General features: G+C 68.4%; 15 protein-coding genes. 11 read left to right on the forward strand and 4 right to left on the reverse strand.

Annotated features, from left to right (window positions below):
• Positions 1–252: formyltransferase family protein (locus NT132_RS11790; protein ID WP_297789079.1), on the forward strand; the 252-nt coding region annotated here is incomplete at its 5' end.
• Positions 249–854, forward strand: a complete 606-nt coding sequence (folE, locus tag NT132_RS11795) for a GTP cyclohydrolase I (protein WP_297789082.1) — start codon at positions 249–251, stop codon at positions 852–854. The genes NT132_RS11790 and folE, both read left to right, overlap by 4 nt.
• Here folE and NT132_RS11800 read toward each other — a convergent pair.
• The gene (locus NT132_RS11800; RefSeq protein ID WP_297789085.1) at positions 851–1,786 is read right to left on the reverse strand and encodes a LysR substrate-binding domain-containing protein; all 936 of its coding nucleotides are present in this window, start codon (positions 1,784–1,786) and stop codon (positions 851–853) included. The two genes, folE and NT132_RS11800, sit on opposite strands and share 4 nt — an antisense overlap.
• A gap of 118 nt (positions 1,787–1,904) precedes the next feature.
• Between NT132_RS11800 and NT132_RS11805 the strand changes: the two genes are divergently transcribed.
• The 3 genes from NT132_RS11805 to NT132_RS11815 all read left to right on the forward strand — a co-directional run bounded on the left by NT132_RS11805 (position 1,905) and on the right by NT132_RS11815 (position 5,586).
• Positions 1,905–3,284, forward strand: coding sequence for an aminomethyl transferase family protein (locus NT132_RS11805; protein WP_297789088.1), 1,380 nt, complete (start codon positions 1,905–1,907; stop codon positions 3,282–3,284).
• Between the two features lie 144 nt (positions 3,285–3,428).
• Complete coding sequence (locus tag NT132_RS11810; RefSeq protein WP_297789090.1) at positions 3,429–4,526, forward strand: acyl-CoA desaturase; 1,098 nt, start codon at positions 3,429–3,431, stop codon at positions 4,524–4,526.
• A gap of 196 nt (positions 4,527–4,722) precedes the next feature.
• Positions 4,723–5,586, forward strand: a complete 864-nt coding sequence (locus NT132_RS11815; protein WP_297789093.1) for a CoA ester lyase — start codon at positions 4,723–4,725, stop codon at positions 5,584–5,586.
• A gap of 146 nt (positions 5,587–5,732) precedes the next feature.
• Here the strand turns inward: NT132_RS11815 and NT132_RS11820 are convergent, their stop codons facing one another.
• On the reverse strand, positions 5,733–7,451 hold the full coding sequence (locus tag NT132_RS11820; RefSeq protein WP_297789096.1) for a long-chain-fatty-acid--CoA ligase: 1,719 nt from the start codon (positions 7,449–7,451) through the stop codon (positions 5,733–5,735).
• Positions 7,452–7,556: 105 nt separating this feature from the next.
• Here NT132_RS11820 and NT132_RS11825 point away from each other — a divergent pair, with 105 nt between their 5' ends.
• From NT132_RS11825 to NT132_RS11835, 3 genes are all read left to right on the forward strand, one after another.
• Positions 7,557–7,814, forward strand: a complete 258-nt coding sequence (locus NT132_RS11825; protein WP_297789099.1) for a hypothetical protein — start codon at positions 7,557–7,559, stop codon at positions 7,812–7,814.
• Positions 7,815–8,112: 298 nt separating this feature from the next.
• Positions 8,113–9,216, forward strand: a complete 1,104-nt coding sequence (locus NT132_RS11830; protein WP_297789102.1) for an acyl-CoA desaturase — start codon at positions 8,113–8,115, stop codon at positions 9,214–9,216.
• 369 nt (positions 9,217–9,585) lie between these two features.
• Positions 9,586–11,058, forward strand: a complete 1,473-nt coding sequence (locus NT132_RS11835; RefSeq protein WP_366940407.1) for an MFS transporter — start codon at positions 9,586–9,588, stop codon at positions 11,056–11,058.
• Between the two features lie 103 nt (positions 11,059–11,161).
• Here the strand turns inward: NT132_RS11835 and NT132_RS11840 are convergent, their stop codons facing one another.
• Together NT132_RS11840 and NT132_RS11845 are read right to left on the reverse strand one after the other, a co-directional pair.
• Positions 11,162–12,109 carry a TIGR03557 family F420-dependent LLM class oxidoreductase gene (locus NT132_RS11840; RefSeq protein WP_297789105.1) on the reverse strand — a complete coding sequence of 316 codons (948 nt, stop codon included), beginning with the start codon at positions 12,107–12,109 and terminating at the stop codon, positions 11,162–11,164.
• Positions 12,106–12,411, reverse strand: a complete 306-nt coding sequence (locus tag NT132_RS11845; protein WP_297789108.1) for a hypothetical protein — start codon at positions 12,409–12,411, stop codon at positions 12,106–12,108. Before NT132_RS11845 ends, NT132_RS11840 begins: the two co-directional genes overlap by 4 nt.
• A gap of 149 nt (positions 12,412–12,560) precedes the next feature.
• Here NT132_RS11845 and NT132_RS11850 point away from each other — a divergent pair, with 149 nt between their 5' ends.
• The 3 genes from NT132_RS11850 to NT132_RS11860 are packed head-to-tail and all read left to right on the forward strand — an operon-like array spanning position 12,561 to position 16,374.
• Positions 12,561–14,948 carry a phosphoketolase gene (locus tag NT132_RS11850; RefSeq protein ID WP_297789111.1) on the forward strand — a complete coding sequence of 796 codons (2,388 nt, stop codon included), beginning with the start codon at positions 12,561–12,563 and terminating at the stop codon, positions 14,946–14,948.
• 5 nt (positions 14,949–14,953) lie between these two features.
• On the forward strand, positions 14,954–15,418 hold the full coding sequence (locus NT132_RS11855; protein WP_297789114.1) for a hypothetical protein: 465 nt from the start codon (positions 14,954–14,956) through the stop codon (positions 15,416–15,418).
• Positions 15,415–16,374, forward strand: coding sequence for a cation diffusion facilitator family transporter (locus NT132_RS11860; protein ID WP_297789116.1), 960 nt, complete (start codon positions 15,415–15,417; stop codon positions 16,372–16,374). The genes NT132_RS11855 and NT132_RS11860 overlap by 4 nt, the downstream gene beginning before the upstream one ends.
• The last annotated feature ends 3 nt before the right edge of the window (positions 16,375–16,377 follow it).

Below are 16,377 nucleotides of genomic sequence, written 5' to 3' on the forward strand. Positions count from 1 at the left end.
GCGGCCCCCTACCGCAAGGCCAAGGAACGCGGGGTGAAACTCATCGGCGCGACCAGTCACTACGTGACCAAAGATCTCGACGAGGGCCCCATCATCGAGCAGGACGTCGCCCGCGTCGACCACACCATGACCGCCGCAGACCTCCAGGCCCGCGGCGCCTACGTCGAACGCGCCGCCCTCTCCCGCGCCGTGCAATGGCACGCCCAGGACCGCGTCATCCGATACGGAAACCAAACCATCGTCTTCGAATGAGGCGCACCATGATCGATGTGGAGCGCGACCTGGCCGCCGCGCGTCCCGACCGCGAACGTGCCGTGGCCGCCGTGCAGGAGCTCCTGCGGGCGGTCGGTGAGGACGCGGAGCGTCCGGGATTGGCGCGCACCCCGGAACGGGTCGCCGATATGTTCCTCGAGCTCTTCGCGAGCGTCGGCGAGGACCCGGCCGGTGCACTCGGCGCGCCGATCGCGCTGGGGGAGGGGGATGCGGCGGAAGACCTCGTCGGGGTCACGGATATCCCGTTCCGCTCCGTGTGCGAGCATCATCTGTTGCCGTTCGAGGGCTCGGTGGACGTGTTCTACGCGCCGCGGCGGTATCTGGCAGGGCTCAGCCGGGTCGCATCGCTCGTGGCCCGCGCATCCCGTCGCCCCAACCTGCAGGAACGACTGGGGCAGCAGATCGCCGGTGCAATGATGGCGGTCCTCGAACCCCACGGGGTCGTCGTCCGGATCGAGGCGAGACACGGCTGCATCGCACACAGCGAGCCATCCGCCGCGCGGGCGCAGGCGGTCACGGTCACGGCGCTCGGGTCGATCCCCGACGCCGCGTGGCGATTCGCGTCGCGGTCGACGGACTAGGCGATCGGCGGGGCGGGAGTGGCCGGCAGCCCTCCGGTCTCACCCGCCAGGAGGACATCGCGCAGCGCCCGATATTTCGCGGTGAGGGGTGACCCGCTCGGGCGGGTCAGACCGACCACGTTCGAGGGGATCGTCCCGGAGATCTCCACCGTGGCGAGGTCGTGCCCGTCATACGTCGTCGGGGTGGCGAGCCGCTGGACGAGGATCGAGTACCCCAATCCGCGTCCGACGAGGCACCGCGCGAACTCGTAGTTCGTCGTCGTGTACCGGACGGTGGGCGTGAGACCCACGCGTGCGAACATCTGCTCCGTGTTCTGTCTGCTGGGCTGCATGTTCAGCTGGATGAGCGGTTCCGCCACCAGATCCGCGAGGTCGACCTCGCCGCGCCCCGCCAGCGGGTGGTCGGCCGCGACGATCACGTACGGACGGTAGGTCCGCAGTGGCTCGAAGGAGAGCGTCGATGCGACATCGACCCCGTACATCAGGGCGGCGTCGATCCTTCCCTGCAGGAGGTTCTCGTGGAGTTCGGGCGTCTCGGCCTCGACGAACTCGAACGCCAGCTGGTCGTGCAGCCGGCGGAAGCCGTCGATGACGCCGGGGAGGAAGAACGGCGCCAGCGTCGGGAAGCATCCGATCACGAAGCGGCCGCGCAAGCCCGACGCGCTCTGCGACGCTTCGCCGGCGAACGCTTCTGCGCCGGCGAGGAGCTGGCGCGCGTGCGCGAGGAGGCGAGCGCCCGCGGGCGCAAGGTCGATGCCCTTCCCCTTGCGACGGATCACGAGTTGCAGCGCCAGGCGCGATTCGAGTTCGTCGATCGCGAGGGCGAGTGCGGACGGGCTCACATGGCACCGCTCGGCGGCGGCGACCAGCGAGCCCTCCGATGCGACGGCATCGAAGTACTCGAGTTGGCGGAGAGTGAACGGCAGGGGCATGATCTCAGTTTTCCTGGGGTGAACAGCTATCTAAATCTGTTTTACATCGGAAACGTTGAAAGGGACAGTGGAGGAACGGCCGTTCGTGCCGAGACCCGTGTTCAAGGAGGAAACCAACGTGGCCAACAATCTCGAAGAGGCGATCGCCGAGGCCGGCGACGCCCACACGCTCCTGTGGGAGTCGCAGAGCCCCCCGATCGTCAGCACCCCGGTGACCCCGGAATTCAGCAACTGGCGGGACGAGCAGCTCGCGTGGCGCCGAGGCGCGGTGCTGTTCGACCAGTCGCATCACATGGCGGACCTCAACATCAAGGGCCCCGATGCACTCAAGCTCATCCGGGACACCGCGGTGAACAGCGTCGAATACTTCCCCGTCGATTCGGCGAAGCAGTATGTCGCCGTCAACGCCGAGGGCGAGCTCATCGGGGACAACATCCTGTTCCGCAACGAGGTCGACGAGTTCCAGGCGGTCGGCATCCCGCCGACGATCAATTGGCTGCAGTACCAGGCGGAGACCGGCGGATACGACGTCGAGCTGTGGCGGGACAACCCGTCGTACGGCCGGACGGGAGACCCCGTGGTCTACCGCTACGAGGTCCAGGGCCCCGGCGCGATGGACGTGATCCGAGAGGTCCTCGGCGAGGAACCCCCCACGGTGAAGTTCTTCCACGGCACGCGGTTCACGATCGCGGGCAAGACCGTCCGCGCGCTGCGTCACGGCATGGCAGGAGAGCCGGGCTTCGAGTTCGTCGGCCCCTGGGCCGACCGCGACGCCGTCATCGGCGCGATCCTGGAAGCGGGCGAGAAGCACGGCCTGGTGAAGGTCGGCGGTCGCGCGTACCTGACCAACTCGCTCGAGTCCGGGTGGCTGCCGCGTCCGCTCCCCGCGTTCTACTCCGGAGACAGCACCGCGGACTTCCGTCGCTGGCTCTCGGCGTCCGACATCGACGCGAACGTGTCGCTGGGCGGAAGCTTCTTCTCGCCCGACCTGCACGACTACTACCTGTCTCCTTACGATGCCGGGTACGGCCGGGTGATCAAGTTCGATCACGACTTCATCGGGCGCGAGGCGCTGGAGAAGCAGGTGGCACAGGGCCGGGCCGGCGCACGCCGCAAGGTGACGCTGGCGTGGAACGGCGAGGACACCGAGAAGGCGTTCGGATCGATGTTCCACGGTGAGATCGGCGCCAAGTTCATCAACCTGCCGATCGCCCACTACGCGACCTACCACTACGACCGCGTCGAATCGCTCGACGGCGAGCTTCGCGGTCTCTCCCTCCACACCGGCTACTCGGCGAACTTCCGCTCCATGCTCTCCGTGGCCACCGTGGACGAGGAGTTCGCGGAGCCGGGCACCGAGGTCGTCGTCGTCTGGGGCGAACCGACGCCGTCGTCCAAGGGCGCGGTCGAGGATCACGTGCAGGTCAAGATCCGCGCGACGGTCAACCCCGCACCGATCGACCTGAAGGCTCGTTCGGAGTACCGCAAGAACGGCTGAACCGAGGCGTGGGCGGCCCGCGTTGCGCGGACCGCCCACGCTGAGCTCCGAGACGTCCCGATCCTGTGAGCCGTCCAGATTCGGGGCGTAGCGTCCGGCCCATGGAGGCACGCACTCCGGCTTGCAGCCGAGTGTGAACACATCATGAGCGGAATACGTTCCACCGTCCCCCGCCAGGCCCGTCCGGCCGGCCACGGCACCAGCGAGTTCTCGGAACTCGCCCGCACCATTCGCACGAGCGGTCTTCTCCGCCGGCGCTACGGCTACTACTGGACCAAGATCATCGGCCTCCCGCTGACGCTCCTGGCCGGTCTCGCCGCGTTCATCTGGATCGGCGACACCTGGTGGCAGCTGTTCACCGCGGCGGTCCTCGCCGTGGTGCTCACCCAGATCGCGTTCCTCGGCCACGACGCCGCCCACCGGCAGATCTTCGTTTCCGGCAAATGGAACGACTGGATCAGCCTCATCCTCGGCGACCTGATGGTCGGGATGAGCTACGGCTGGTGGCAGCACAAGCACACCCGGCACCACGCCAACCCGAACAAGCTGGGGTCCGACCCCGACATCGAGCTTCCGGTCATCGCGGTTACCGCGGAGTCTCGCGAGCGGCCGCCGCGGAACCAGCTCCTTGCCTGGCTGCAGGCACATCAGGGTGTCTTCTTCTTCCCGATCCTGCTGCTCGAGGGCATCTCACTGCATGCCTCGGGTGTGCGCCGCGTCACCACCCGCGACCCGCTCGACCGGCGCTGGGTCGAGATCGGCTTCCTCAGCATCCGTCTCATCGGGTACGCGGTGCTCGTCTTCCTCGTCCTCTCGCCCGGCATCGCCTTCGTCTTCCTCGCGGTGCAGTTGGGGGTCTTCGGGTTCTACATGGGAGTGTCGTTCGCGCCGAACCACAAGGGGATGCCGATCGTGCCGCGGGAGCTCACCTTCGACTTCCTGCGCCGTCAGGTCATGATGAGCCGGAACGTCCGCGGGTCCCGGATGCTGGACGTCGCCCTGGGCGGGCTGAACTACCAGATCGAGCACCACCTGTTCCCCTCGATGCCGCGCCCCCACCTGCGTAAGGCCGCCCCGATCATCGCCGCCTACTGCCGCGAGCACGGGGTGCCGTACACCTCCGTCGGGCTGTTCACGTCCTACGCGATTATCGTCGGCTACATCAACCGGGTCGGGCTGGGCGAGCGTGACGTGTTCGCCTGTCCACTGGTGGAGCAGCGCAGCCAGATCACGCTGGGCTGAACGCGGCGAGCGATCCCTCGTATTTCGCCCCGAGGGGCCGGGCGGGGGTACGTTTGCTGATGCAGCTTTCCCGACTCCTCTGCGGAGCCGTCGACGCGGATTCCTCCGCCGGCGCGAGCAGGAGCGCGTGACGGGTGGAACCGCTCACGAACCACGGAAGCAGCCCCCCGCCGCAGAAAGTAGATGACGCATCACGATGACCCTGCCTTCCACCACCCGCCTGTTCCCGTCCCATGATGGTGTCCCCGCCGAGATCGCCCGCTCGTGGCTCCTCGTCTCCGGTCGCCTGACTCACGACGACTTCGACGCCGCCGCCCGCTCTCGTGCCGACCAGGTCGTGCTCGACATCGAGGATGCGGTCGACCCGAAGCTGAAGCCGGCCGCACGCACCGCCGTCGCGACCTGGCTGGGGGAGAAGGGCAGCGCGTGGGTGCGGATCAACGACCGCACCAGCGACTTCTGGAGCGATGACGTCGACGAGCTGAAGAGCGTCCCGGGCCTGCGCGGGGTCATGCTCGCCAAGACCGAGTCCGCCGCGGACGTCACCGAGACCTTCGACCGTCTCGGCGGGTCGACCCCCGTGCTGGCGCTGATCGAATCCGCCCTCGGCATCGAGGAGGCGGTCTCCATCGCCCGTGCACGCGGTGCGTTCCGTCTTGCCTTCGGCAGCGGCGACTACCGCCGCGACACCGGCACCAGTGCCGATGACCTGGCCATGGCGTACCCGCGTTCCCGCCTCGTGGTCGCCTCGCGCATCGGCGGGCTCCCGGGTCCGATCGACGGCCCGACCGTCAGCGCCTCGCACCCGATCCTGCGCGAGCAGTCCGAGGTCGCGGTGGCGCTGGGACTCACCGGAAAGCTCTGCCTGGACCGGGACCAGCTGCCCGTCATCAACGAGGCGATCTCGCCCACGCAGTCCGATGTGACGTGGGCGCGCGACTTCCTCGCCGACTTCGAGGCTCGTGGGCGCGTCATCCGCGACGGCAGCGATCTGCCCCGCCTCGGTCGCGCACAGAAGATCGACAAGCTCGCTCGCGCCTTCGGCGTCCAGCCCCTCTGATCCATCCCATCGCTCGCCTGTCGCCTGTTGTGGCCTCAGGTCGCAGCGAGCGACAGGTGAGCGCGTGAGCGCTCCGGGTGACTCTGCTCGCCTGTCGCATGTTGCGCGACAAGGGCGCTATTAGCGACAGGTGAGCGCGCTGCGGGTCAGTCCTCTTCGGCGACGGCGCGCACCGCACGGCGGTCGGCGAGCAGCGTGTCCCGCACGCGGCGGCGTAGCACCTTGCCGATCAGGGACTTCGGCAGCTCCTCCCACACCAGGTAGGTGGTCGGCCGTTTGTAGTCGACGAGATGCTCGCGCGCGGCCTGGCGTGCCGCATCCTCGTCGAACGTCGCGCCCGCCGCCGGGATGACGACCGCGGTCACGACTTCGGTGCCGCCGCCGCGGGGGATCCCGACGACCGCGGATTCCGCGACGCCCTCGACGCTGTTCACGACCCGCTCGACCTCGCTCGGCGAGACGTTGAAGCCACCCGTGATGATGAGCTCCTTCTTCCGGTCGACGACCGTGACGAATCCGTCCTCGTCCTGCGTGACGAGGTCGCCGGTGCGCAGCCAGCCGCCCTCGAGCAGCGTCGCCGCCGTGTCCTCGGGGCGGTTCCAGTACCCCTGGAACACCTGCGGACCCCTGATGATGAGCTCCCCGGTCTCACCGAGCGCGACCTGACGGGTCGGCTCTTCGGGATCGACCACGCGGATATCGGTGGACGGGAAGGGGATGCCGATGGTGCCGATCTTGCGTGCCTCGTTGAACGGATTCGCGAGGGCCACGGGGCTCGTCTCGGTCATGCCGTACCCCTCGTTCAGCATGCTGCCGGCGAGCTTCTCCCAGCGCTGCACGATCGCCGGTGTCAGGGTCATGGCACCGGAGATCGCGTAGACGACGCCGCTCAGGTCCAGCTTCCCCTCCCGGGCGACCCGGGCGAGCCGATCGAACATGGGCGGAACCGCGGGGATGAAGGTGGGCGGGAACCGCTTCGCCGCCTGTGACACGAGTTCCGGGTCGAAGGTGGGGAAGAGCACCGCGCGGGAACCGGTCTCGACGGAGTAGATCACTGAGAGCAGCACGCCGAAGGAGTGGAACATCGGCAGCAGCCCGTAAATGCTGCCGGAGCCGCGTTCGAAGTCCGGCATCCAGGCGGCGCCCTGCCGTGCGTTCGACCATAGGTTCTGGTGCGTGATGATGGCACCCTTCGGAGTGCCGGTCGTGCCGGACGTGTACTGCAGGCAGGCGATGTCCGTCGTCTGCGGACGCGGGTGGGCCGCATCCAGCGGGCGGGCACGCTCCAACTCAGCGAACGGCACCGCACCGGGGGCGTCGGCCGTCAGCTTGGCCCTCGAATCGCGCGCCTTTGCGATCGGCAGGCGCAGCGCGATCCGGGTGCCGAACGGCATGGCACGGGTCACGTCCACCGCCACCACGGTGCGGATGCCGAGCTCCGCGGGAAGCGACTGGATCGTCGGGGCGACCTTGTCCCAGGCGACCACCACCTGGGCGCCGTGGTCACGGAACTGCACCTCGAGCTCATCCCGGGTGTAGAGCGGGTTGTGCTCGACGACGACCGCGCCCAGTCGCAGCACCGCGTAGAACGCGATGACGTGCTGCGGGGCGTTCGGCATCACCAGGGCGACGCGATCGCCGGCGGTCACGCCACGCTCGCGCAGGGCGTTCGCGACGCGCGAGACGCGGTCGCCCAGCTGGCGATACGTCACGGTCTGCCCGAAGAAGCTGATCGCATCGCGGTCGGCGAACTGCTGCACCCGCTCGTCGAGCAGGTCGCTCAGCGACCCGGTGACCGGCTCGATCTCGATCGGGGTTCTCGGAGCGTAGAAGCGATTCCAGGCGCGCGTGTCATTGAGGTCCACCCGACAAGCGTAGGCGGCGCCTCGAAAACCGTGGTTTTTGCACGGCGCGGGCGCGGTTGTCAACGGTCGCACTCCCGGAGGTTCCGGGATGGGACGCTTGCTCGCATGACCGACACCGCGAACACGGAAGGCACCGCATCCCAGCCCTTCCCGGCCGACGACTCCCAGCCCGACGTGCGTGAGGACATTCCGCTCGAATCCCTGCGGCCTTCGCGCGAGGATCAGCTGCCGGAGAGCCAGGGACGTGCACTTTCGGAGTCCGAACTCGGTGACGACGGCCAGGGTGATCTGACGGACGAGGATGTGCCCGGCGCCGGCCGTGTGGACGAGGGCCCGACCGACCTGCGCGTGCAGGACGAGTAGGACCCGTGCATCGCGCACGCACCGTGGTGCGGCCCATACCCAGCAGGGAATCTGCCCTACGTTCGTCTCCGTCGTTCCGGCCGTCCGAATCGGACGATGCCCCCCGGTTCGTACCCCTCGCAGCGATCGTTCCCGATCGCATGATTTTTCGTCCCATTTCGGGCACCTGTGGGTGTCCTGGGTATGCCGTTCCGGGAATGAAGCCCCCGGTAGTGTCGGCGACAAGTGATCGGCATCCGCTTATCACTTTCAGAGAATGAGGACCCCCGTGGTTCTCCGTAGATCGACGGGAGCCTTCATGGCTGCACCCGCTTCCACCCTCGGACCTATCCGACAGACCTATGCCACCTCGGAGACCTTCCCTCCCGTGGCGCGCGCCTACACCCAGGTGTCGCAGACGGTGAAGGAAATGGGGCTGCTGCGGCGGGCCCGCTGGTTCTATGGCATCGTCGCCGTAGCAATCGTCCTCGGGTTCGCGGGCGCCATCACCGGCTTCCTGCTGCTGGGGGACTCCTGGTTCCAGCTGCTCATCGCGGCGGCACTCGGCATCCTGTTCACGCAGGCCGCCTTCATCGCGCACGAGGCGGCCCACCGCACGATCTTCGCGTCCGGCAAGGCGAATGACGCCCTGTCCCGGATCGTGGGTCCCGGCATCGTCGGCATGAGCTACGACTGGTGGGACTCCAAGCACTCCCGTCACCACGCCAACCCGAACAAGGTCGGCAAGGACCCGGACATCGAGATCGACACGATCTCGTTCATCGAAGAGGATGCGGCCTCGGCCCGCGGCATCCGGAAGCTCATCACCAAGAAGCAGGGTTACCTGTTCTTCCCGCTGCTCGCGTTCGAAGGCATCAACCTGCACTTCCTGAGCATCAAGCACCTCCTCTCGAAGGGGCCGGTCAAGCACCGTTGGCTTGAACTGTCGCTCATCCTGCTGCGCCTCGCCGTCGTCATCGTGCCGGTGTTCCTGCTGCTGCCGGTTGGCATGGCCTTCGCCTTCATGGGCGTCCAGCTCGCCGTCTTCGGCATCTACATGGGTGCCGCCTTCGCGCCGAACCACAAGGGCATGGCGATCGTCGACCCGAACGCCCGCCTCGACTTCTTCAGCAAGCAGGTGCGCACGTCCCGCAACATCGCAGGTGGATGGTGGGCGACGGCACTCATGGGTGGCCTCAACTACCAGATCGAGCACCACCTGTTCCCGAGCATGGCGCGGCCGTACCTGTCGCAGGCTCGCGAGATCGTGCGCGACTACTGCCAGAGCTTCGACGTCCCGTACACCGAGACCAGCCTCATCCAGTCGTACGGCATCGTCATCCAGTACCTCAACCGCGTCGGTCTCGCCGCGGGCGGCGACCCGTTCGACTGCCCGATGGTGTCGGAGTACCGCCGCGTCTGACCTTCGCCGGGCCGGGATGCGGACGCTCCCGGCCTGACGCCTTCGCGCTGCTGTTCCCTCACCGCCTGCACATGTGTGCCGCGCGGTGAGGGAGTCGCAGCGCTTTGCTGTTCGCAGCGTCAATCGGGGATCCGCTCGGGTGGGACCGCGAGGCTCGCCACTGCGGCGGTTCTTTGCAGAACATGTCCCACTTTCTGCCGGAATGGCTCGTCGATAACGGCAGAAAGTGGGACATGCGGATGCGGGTAGAGCCGTCCGCGGCGCGCTACCACGCGGGGGGCGTCGCGGGTCAAGCCCTTCGTCGTGGATGACGCCGCTCCCTAACCTCTGATCGGGGCGTCGACGCGGACGCCATGGCGAGGAGGAACGATGAGCGAGAAATCCCACGCGACGATCACCACCAAGATTCCCGCCCGGATGGACCGGCTGCCCTGGTCGAAATGGCACTGGATGGTCGTCGTCGGGCTCGGGACGGTATGGATCCTCGACGGCCTCGAGGTCACGATCGTCGGCGCGATCGGCAGCCGCCTGACCGACCCGGACAGCGGGCTCGAGCTGTCGCCGGGTCAGATCGGCCAGGCTGCCGCCGTCTACGTCCTCGGTGCGTGCCTCGGCTCGCTCTTCTTCGGCTATCTCACCGACCGGTTCGGCCGGAAGAAGCTGTTCCTGCTGACCCTGGGCGTGTATCTCGCGGCGACCGTCGCGACGGCGTTCTCGTTCAACCCGCTCTGGTTCTTCATCTGCCGCTTCTTCACCGGCGCCGGGATCGGCGGCGAATACGCGGCTATCAACTCGGCCATCGACGAACTCATCCCCGCCAAGCGCCGGGGCGTCGTCGACCTCGCCATCAACGGCTCGTACTGGCTCGGCTGCGCGTTCGGCGCCGTGCTGACGGTGTTCCTGCTCAATGAAGACCTCTTCGCTGCGTCGCTCGGCTGGCGGCTCGCGTTCGGACTCGGGGCTGTGTTCGGCCTGGTCATCCTGCTGGTGCGCCGGAACGTGCCGGAGTCGCCCCGCTGGATGTTCATCCACGGCCGCAATGACGATGCCGAGAAGACGGTCGCCGACATCGAGGAGCGGGTCGAGAAGGACACCGGCGAGACCCTGGAGAGCGTGCCGGACGACACGGCGCTTGAGATCCAGCAGCGGAAGTCCACCGGGTTCGGCGAGATCGTCAAGGTCGCGGTCACCCAGTACCCGAAGCGGTTCGTACTCGGGCTTTCCCTGTTCATCGGGCAGGCGTTCCTCTACAACGCCGTGTTCTTCACCTACGCGCTCGTGCTCACCCAGCTGCTCGACGTGCCCGACGACGTGGCCCCGTGGTCGCTCGTGCCCATCGCCATCGGCAACTTTCTCGGACCGGTGCTGCTCGGGCCCCTGTTCGACAGCCTGGGTCGCAAGATCATGATCTCCACCTCGTACATCGGCAGCGGCGTGCTGCTGCTTGGCACCGCGTGGCTCTTCAACGCCGGGGCGCTGGACGCCTTCTGGCTCACCGCGTGCTGGGTGGTCGTGTTCTTCTTCGCCTCCGCGGGGGCGAGCGCCGCGTACCTCACCGTCAGCGAGATCTTCCCGATGGAGACCCGGGCGATGGCGATCGCGTTCTTCTACGCGGTCGGCACCGGCCTCGGCGGGATCGTCGGCCCGCTCCTGTTCGGTCAGTTCATCGAGAGCGGCATCCCGGACGTCGCCCTCGGCTACGTGATCGGAGCCGGGCTCATGATCGCGGCAGGGCTCGTGGAAGTCTTCCTCGGGGTGAAGGCGGAACGCCGCTCGCTCGAGGACATCGCCACCCCGCTGTCGCAGACCGCCGCACAGAAGACGGCGACGCCCAAGGGGTGAGCGGTCCCTTCATCCGTCGCAGATGCACGGTCTGGCGCACACCTACCTGACATCTGCGACGGGCGAACGGGCGGTACGAGCCATCCGCAGTGGCCCGGGGCGGTCAGAGTGCGCGGAGGCGCTCGAGCAGCGGCTCGGCCACCTCGGCGACGAAGCGTTCCTGCTGCTCGTCGCCGACCTGCACGACCGCGACGTCGGTGAAACCGGCGTCCAGGTACGGACGCACGCTCTCTGCCAGCGNCGCGATGGCACCCGCGACATCGTCCGGCCGGACGAACTGGGATGCGGCCTCGAACCCGGCCGGCGTCGGCAGGTCGGCGTTCACCGCCCAGCCGCCGCCGAACCACCGGAACTGGTCGTGCGCGCGGGCGATCGCCGCATCCTCGTCCGGGTCCCAGCAGATCGGGATCTGCCCGATCTTGCGCGACGCGCCGGTGTGCGCGGCATCCCACCCCTGCACGAGCTCCGCATCCGGCTGCACGGCGATGAGGTGATCGGCGAGCGGCGCGAACTGGGCGATCGAGCTGTCGCCCGACACTGCCACCCCGATCGGCACACCGCCGTCCGGCAGGTCCCAGATGCGGGCGGAATCGACCCGGAAGTAGGAGCCGTCGTAGGTCGTCAGCTCCCCGGTGTGGAGTTCGCGGATGATTTCGATCGCCTCGACCAGCATCTCCTGACGAGCGCTGACCGCCGGCCATCCCTCGCCCACCACGTGCTCGTTCAGGTTCTCCCCCGAGCCGAGCCCCAGGGTGAACCTGCCGTCGGAGAGCACCTGCAGCGTCGCCGCCTTCTGGGCGACCACCGCCGGGTGGTACCGCATCGTGGGGCAGGTGACGTAGGTCATGAGCTCCACGTCCGTCGTCGCCTGCGCGACCGCGCCCAGCACCGTCCACGCGTACGGCGCATGACCCTGACTGGTGAGCCACGGCGAGTAGTGGTCGCTCGAGACGAGGAAGTCGAAGCCCGCCGCCTCCGCACCCTGCGCATAGCGGACCAGCTCGCGCGGGCCGCTCTGCTCCGTCATCAGCGTGTAGCCGAACTGCGTCATGACGGGTCCTCCTCGTCGACGAGCATGATGCCGCCCGAGGAGTTGGCGCTCGTCGCCAGCTTCTCGATGTACTGCGGGTTCAGCGTGACCGGCTCCGGATCGTCGAACACGAAACGCAGCGGGATCGAGGGGGAGATCCACACCGTGCTGCGCCCGCGCGGTTCGTCCGCGCGATGCGTCCAGGTGATGGTGAAACTCTCTCCGCGCCGCAGTTTCGTGGCGATCACGACCTTCAGATGGGCCAGCGCCCGGTCGTCGAAGCGCAGTGCCGTGTTGTCGTCCCCGTAGTACATGGTGCCCACAAGCGTCGAACGTACGCCCGGCGCTCCCTGGGGGGATCGGGGGTTGACAGTCGCCGCGGGGGTGGGCAGGGCATCGGATGCGGCTAGCTGCCCGCCGCGGCCCGGGCAAGCCTGTTCCCCCGGGCCGCTTTATGCGGGAGGGTGCTGTCATGGACTCCTCCACGCCGTCTTCGGGCGACCTCGACGCTCCCACCCTCGACGCGCTCGATCTGTGGTGGCGCGCGGCGAACTATCTCAGCGTCGGTCAGATCTACCTGCTCGACAATCCGCTGCTGCGCCGGCCCCTGCACCGCGACCAGGTGAAGCCGCGCCTGCTCGGGCACTTCGGCACGGTTCCCGGCCTCAACCTGATCTACGCGCACGCCAACCGGGCCATCCGCGACCGCAACCTCGACGCCCTCTACATCGCGGGCCCCGGCCACGGCGGACCCGGAATGGTGGCGAACGCGTGGCTCGACGGCACCTACACCGAGCGTTACCCCGCCATCGGCACCAGCGAGGATGGGATGCAGCGGCTGTTCCGGCAGTTCTCGTTCCCCGGTGGCATCCCGAGCCACGCCGCACCCGAGACGCCGGGATCCATCCACGAGGGCGGGGAGCTGGGCTACTCGCTCAGCCACGCCTACGGCGCCGCGTTCGACAACCCCGACCTCACCGTGTTCTGCGTCATCGGCGACGGTGAGGCGGAGACCGGGCCGCTCGCGACCGCCTGGCACGGCAACAAGTTCCTGAACCCCGTCACTGACGGCACGGTGCTGCCGATCCTGCACCTGAACGGGTGGAAGATCGCGAACCCCACCGTGCTCGCCCGCATCCCGGAGACGGAACTCCTCGAACTCCTGCGCGGCTACGGGCACGACCCCGTCCTCGTCGATTTCTCGGCCGAGGAGGACCACCGCGACGTGCACCGCCGATTCGCGGCCGTGCTCGACGATGTCCTCGACCGGATCGCCCGCATCCGGTCGGCGGCCGCCGTCGGCGATGAGACGCGCCCGCGGTGGCCCATGGTCGTGCTGCGCTCGCCGAAGGGATGGACCGGCCCCGTCGAGGTCGACGGCCTGCCGGTGGAGGGGACGTGGCGGGCGCACCAGGTGCCGCTCGCCAACGCCCGCGACACCGAGGCACACCTGCGGATCCTCGAGGACTGGATGCGGTCCTACCGCCCGGAGGAGCTGTTCGACGACGCCGGTGCCCCGGTCGCCGCGATCCGCGCACTCGCGCCCGACGGGGACCGCCGGATGTCCGCCAACCCGCACACGAACGGTGGGGTGCTGCGCGCCGATCTCGACCTTCCGGACTTCCGCGACTACGCCGTGGAGGTCGAGACGCCCGGAGCCGAGGACGGCCAGGCCACCGCGGTGCTCGGCCGGTTCCTCGCGGAGGTCATCCGGCGCAATCCCACGACGTTCCGTCTGTTCGGTCCGGATGAGACCGCGTCGAACAAGCTCGCGCCCGCCGTGTACGAGGCCACCGAAAAGCAGTGGAACGCCGAGACCATTGCGCTCGATGAGCACCTCGCCCGCGCCGGCCGGGTCATGGAGGTGCTGAGCGAACACCAGTGCCAGGGCTGGCTCGAGGGGTACCTCCTCACCGGCCGCCACGGTGTGTTCACCTCCTACGAGGCGTTCATCCACATCGTCGACTCGATGTTCAACCAGCACGCCAAGTGGCTGGAGGCGTCCCGCCACATCCCGTGGCGGCGCCCGATCGCGAGCCTGAACTACCTTCTCTCCAGCCACGTGTGGCGACAGGACCACAACGGCTTCAGCCATCAGGACCCAGGGTTCATCGACGTGGTCGTGAACAAGAGCGCCGACGTCGTGCGGGTCTACCTGCCGTTCGATGCCAACACCCTGCTGTCCACCTACGACCACTGCCTGCGCACCACCGACTATGTGAACCTCGTCGTCGCCGGCAAACAGGACGCGCCGCAGTGGCTGTCGATGGACGAGGCGATCGTGCACTGCACCCGCGGCCTCGGCATCCTCCCGTGGGCGGGGAGCGAACGCGACGGGACGGCGCCGGATGTGGTCCTCGCCGCCGCGGGCGACGTGCCCACCATGGAGATCCTCGCCGCCGCGGAGCTGCTCCGCGAGGGCGCACCCGACCTGTCGGTCCGCGTCGTCAACGTCGTGGACCTGATGCGCCTGCAGTCCGAGCACGAGCATCCGCACGGGCTCGCCGACGCCGAGTTCGACGCGATCTTCACCACCGGTTCGCCGATCGTGTTCGCCTACCACGGCTATCCGTGGCTGATCCATCGGCTCACCTACCGCCGCACCGGGCACGACAACCTGCATGTGCGCGGCTACAAGGAGCGGGGTACCACGACCACGCCCTTCGACATGGTGATGCTCAACGACATCGACCGGTTCCAGCTCGCGATCGACGCCCTCGACCGGGTGCCGGGTGCGGCCGAGGCGCACGGCGAGCTGCGGCAGACGCTCGCCGACCGCCGCATCCGCGCCCGTGCCTACACCCGGGCGCACGGCGAGGACGACCCGGAGATCTCCGGCTGGCGCTGGGCGCCCCGGTGAGGCGGATGCGGGCGCTCGCCGTCGCGGCGACGGTCGTTGTGACGCTCTTCCTCAGCGGATGCGGCCTCAGCATCCCCGCCGATCCGGACGGGTCGCTCGCCCGGATCACCGGCGGCATCCTTCGCGCCGGCGCCTCGCCGAGCGGCGAGCTCGTCACCGCAGTCGACGGTGAGGTCGCCGGACCCCTGCCGGAACTGATCGAGGGCTTCGCGCGGAGCCGAGACGCCCGGGTGATGTGGACCGTGGACAGCGAGGAGGACCTCGTCGACGACCTCGCCGCCGGCCGGCTCGATGTCGCGGTCAGTGGGATGACGGACGCGACCCCCTGGGAGGAGCGGGTGTCGGTCACCCGCGGCTATCCCGGCATCCCCGGCAGCGGCGGGGCGTCCGTTGTCGTGCTGCTGCCTCTCGGCGAGAACGCGCTGCAGTCGGCGCTCGAGGCCTACCTCGACCAGGAGGTCGGCGGATGAGGTCCATGGGACGCACCGACCTGCCCCCGGAACAGCAGGAGGCGGTCCGCAAGGCCATCTTCTGGGAGTGGTTCACGATCGGCTACACGACCGTGACGATCGTCGTCATCGCCTTCGTGGTCGGCGGGTCTCAGGCGATGAAGACGGCGTGGATCGAGGACATGCTGTCCCTCATCCCGCAGATCTCCTTCCTCGTCGCGCTGCTGTTCATCCGGCATCCCCCGACCCGGCGCTTCCCGTACGGCCTGCACCGTGTCATGGGGGTCGGCCATCTCGTCGCCGGTGTCGCGCTGCTCGCGGTCGGCGGCAATCTCGCGGTGGAATCAGCGCTCGGGCTGATCCGCGCAGAACACCCCGCGATCGGCACCGTGCAGGTGTTCGGCCAGACCGTCTGGCTCGGCTGGTTCATGGTCGGGGTCATGGCCGTCATCGTCGTGGGTCCCTTCATCTACGGGCGGGCGAAGGCGAAGCTCGCCCCGAAGCTGCACAACAAGGTGCTCTTCGCGGACGCCGACATGGCCAAGGCCGACTGGACCACCACGGTCGCCTCCATCGTGGGCGTGCTCGGCATCGGCATCGGGTGGTGGTGGCTCGACGGCGTCGCCGCCCTCTTCATCTCCCTCGGGATCGTGTGGGATGGCATCAAGAACGCCCGCGCCGCCGTGCTCGACCTGATCGACCAGCGGGCGCGCACCGAGGACGATGCGCAGCCGCAGCCCCTCATCGGCCGGATCACCCAGTACCTGGACGCGCTGCCGTGGGTGGCCGAATCGGCGGTGCGGATGCGGGACATGGGCCAGGTCTTCCACGTCGAAGCGTTCGTCGTGCCGCGGCGACGGAAGGTCCCCCTCGCCGACCTGGAGGCCGCGCGGCGGGAACTCGCTCAGCTGGACTGGAAGATGCAGGACGTGTTCATCATCCCGGTGCCCTCCCTGCCCGACGAGGCGCAGCGCTGACGG

The organism is Microbacterium sp. (genome assembly GCF_026393345.1).
Classification (GTDB): domain Bacteria; phylum Actinomycetota; class Actinomycetes; order Actinomycetales; family Microbacteriaceae; genus Microbacterium.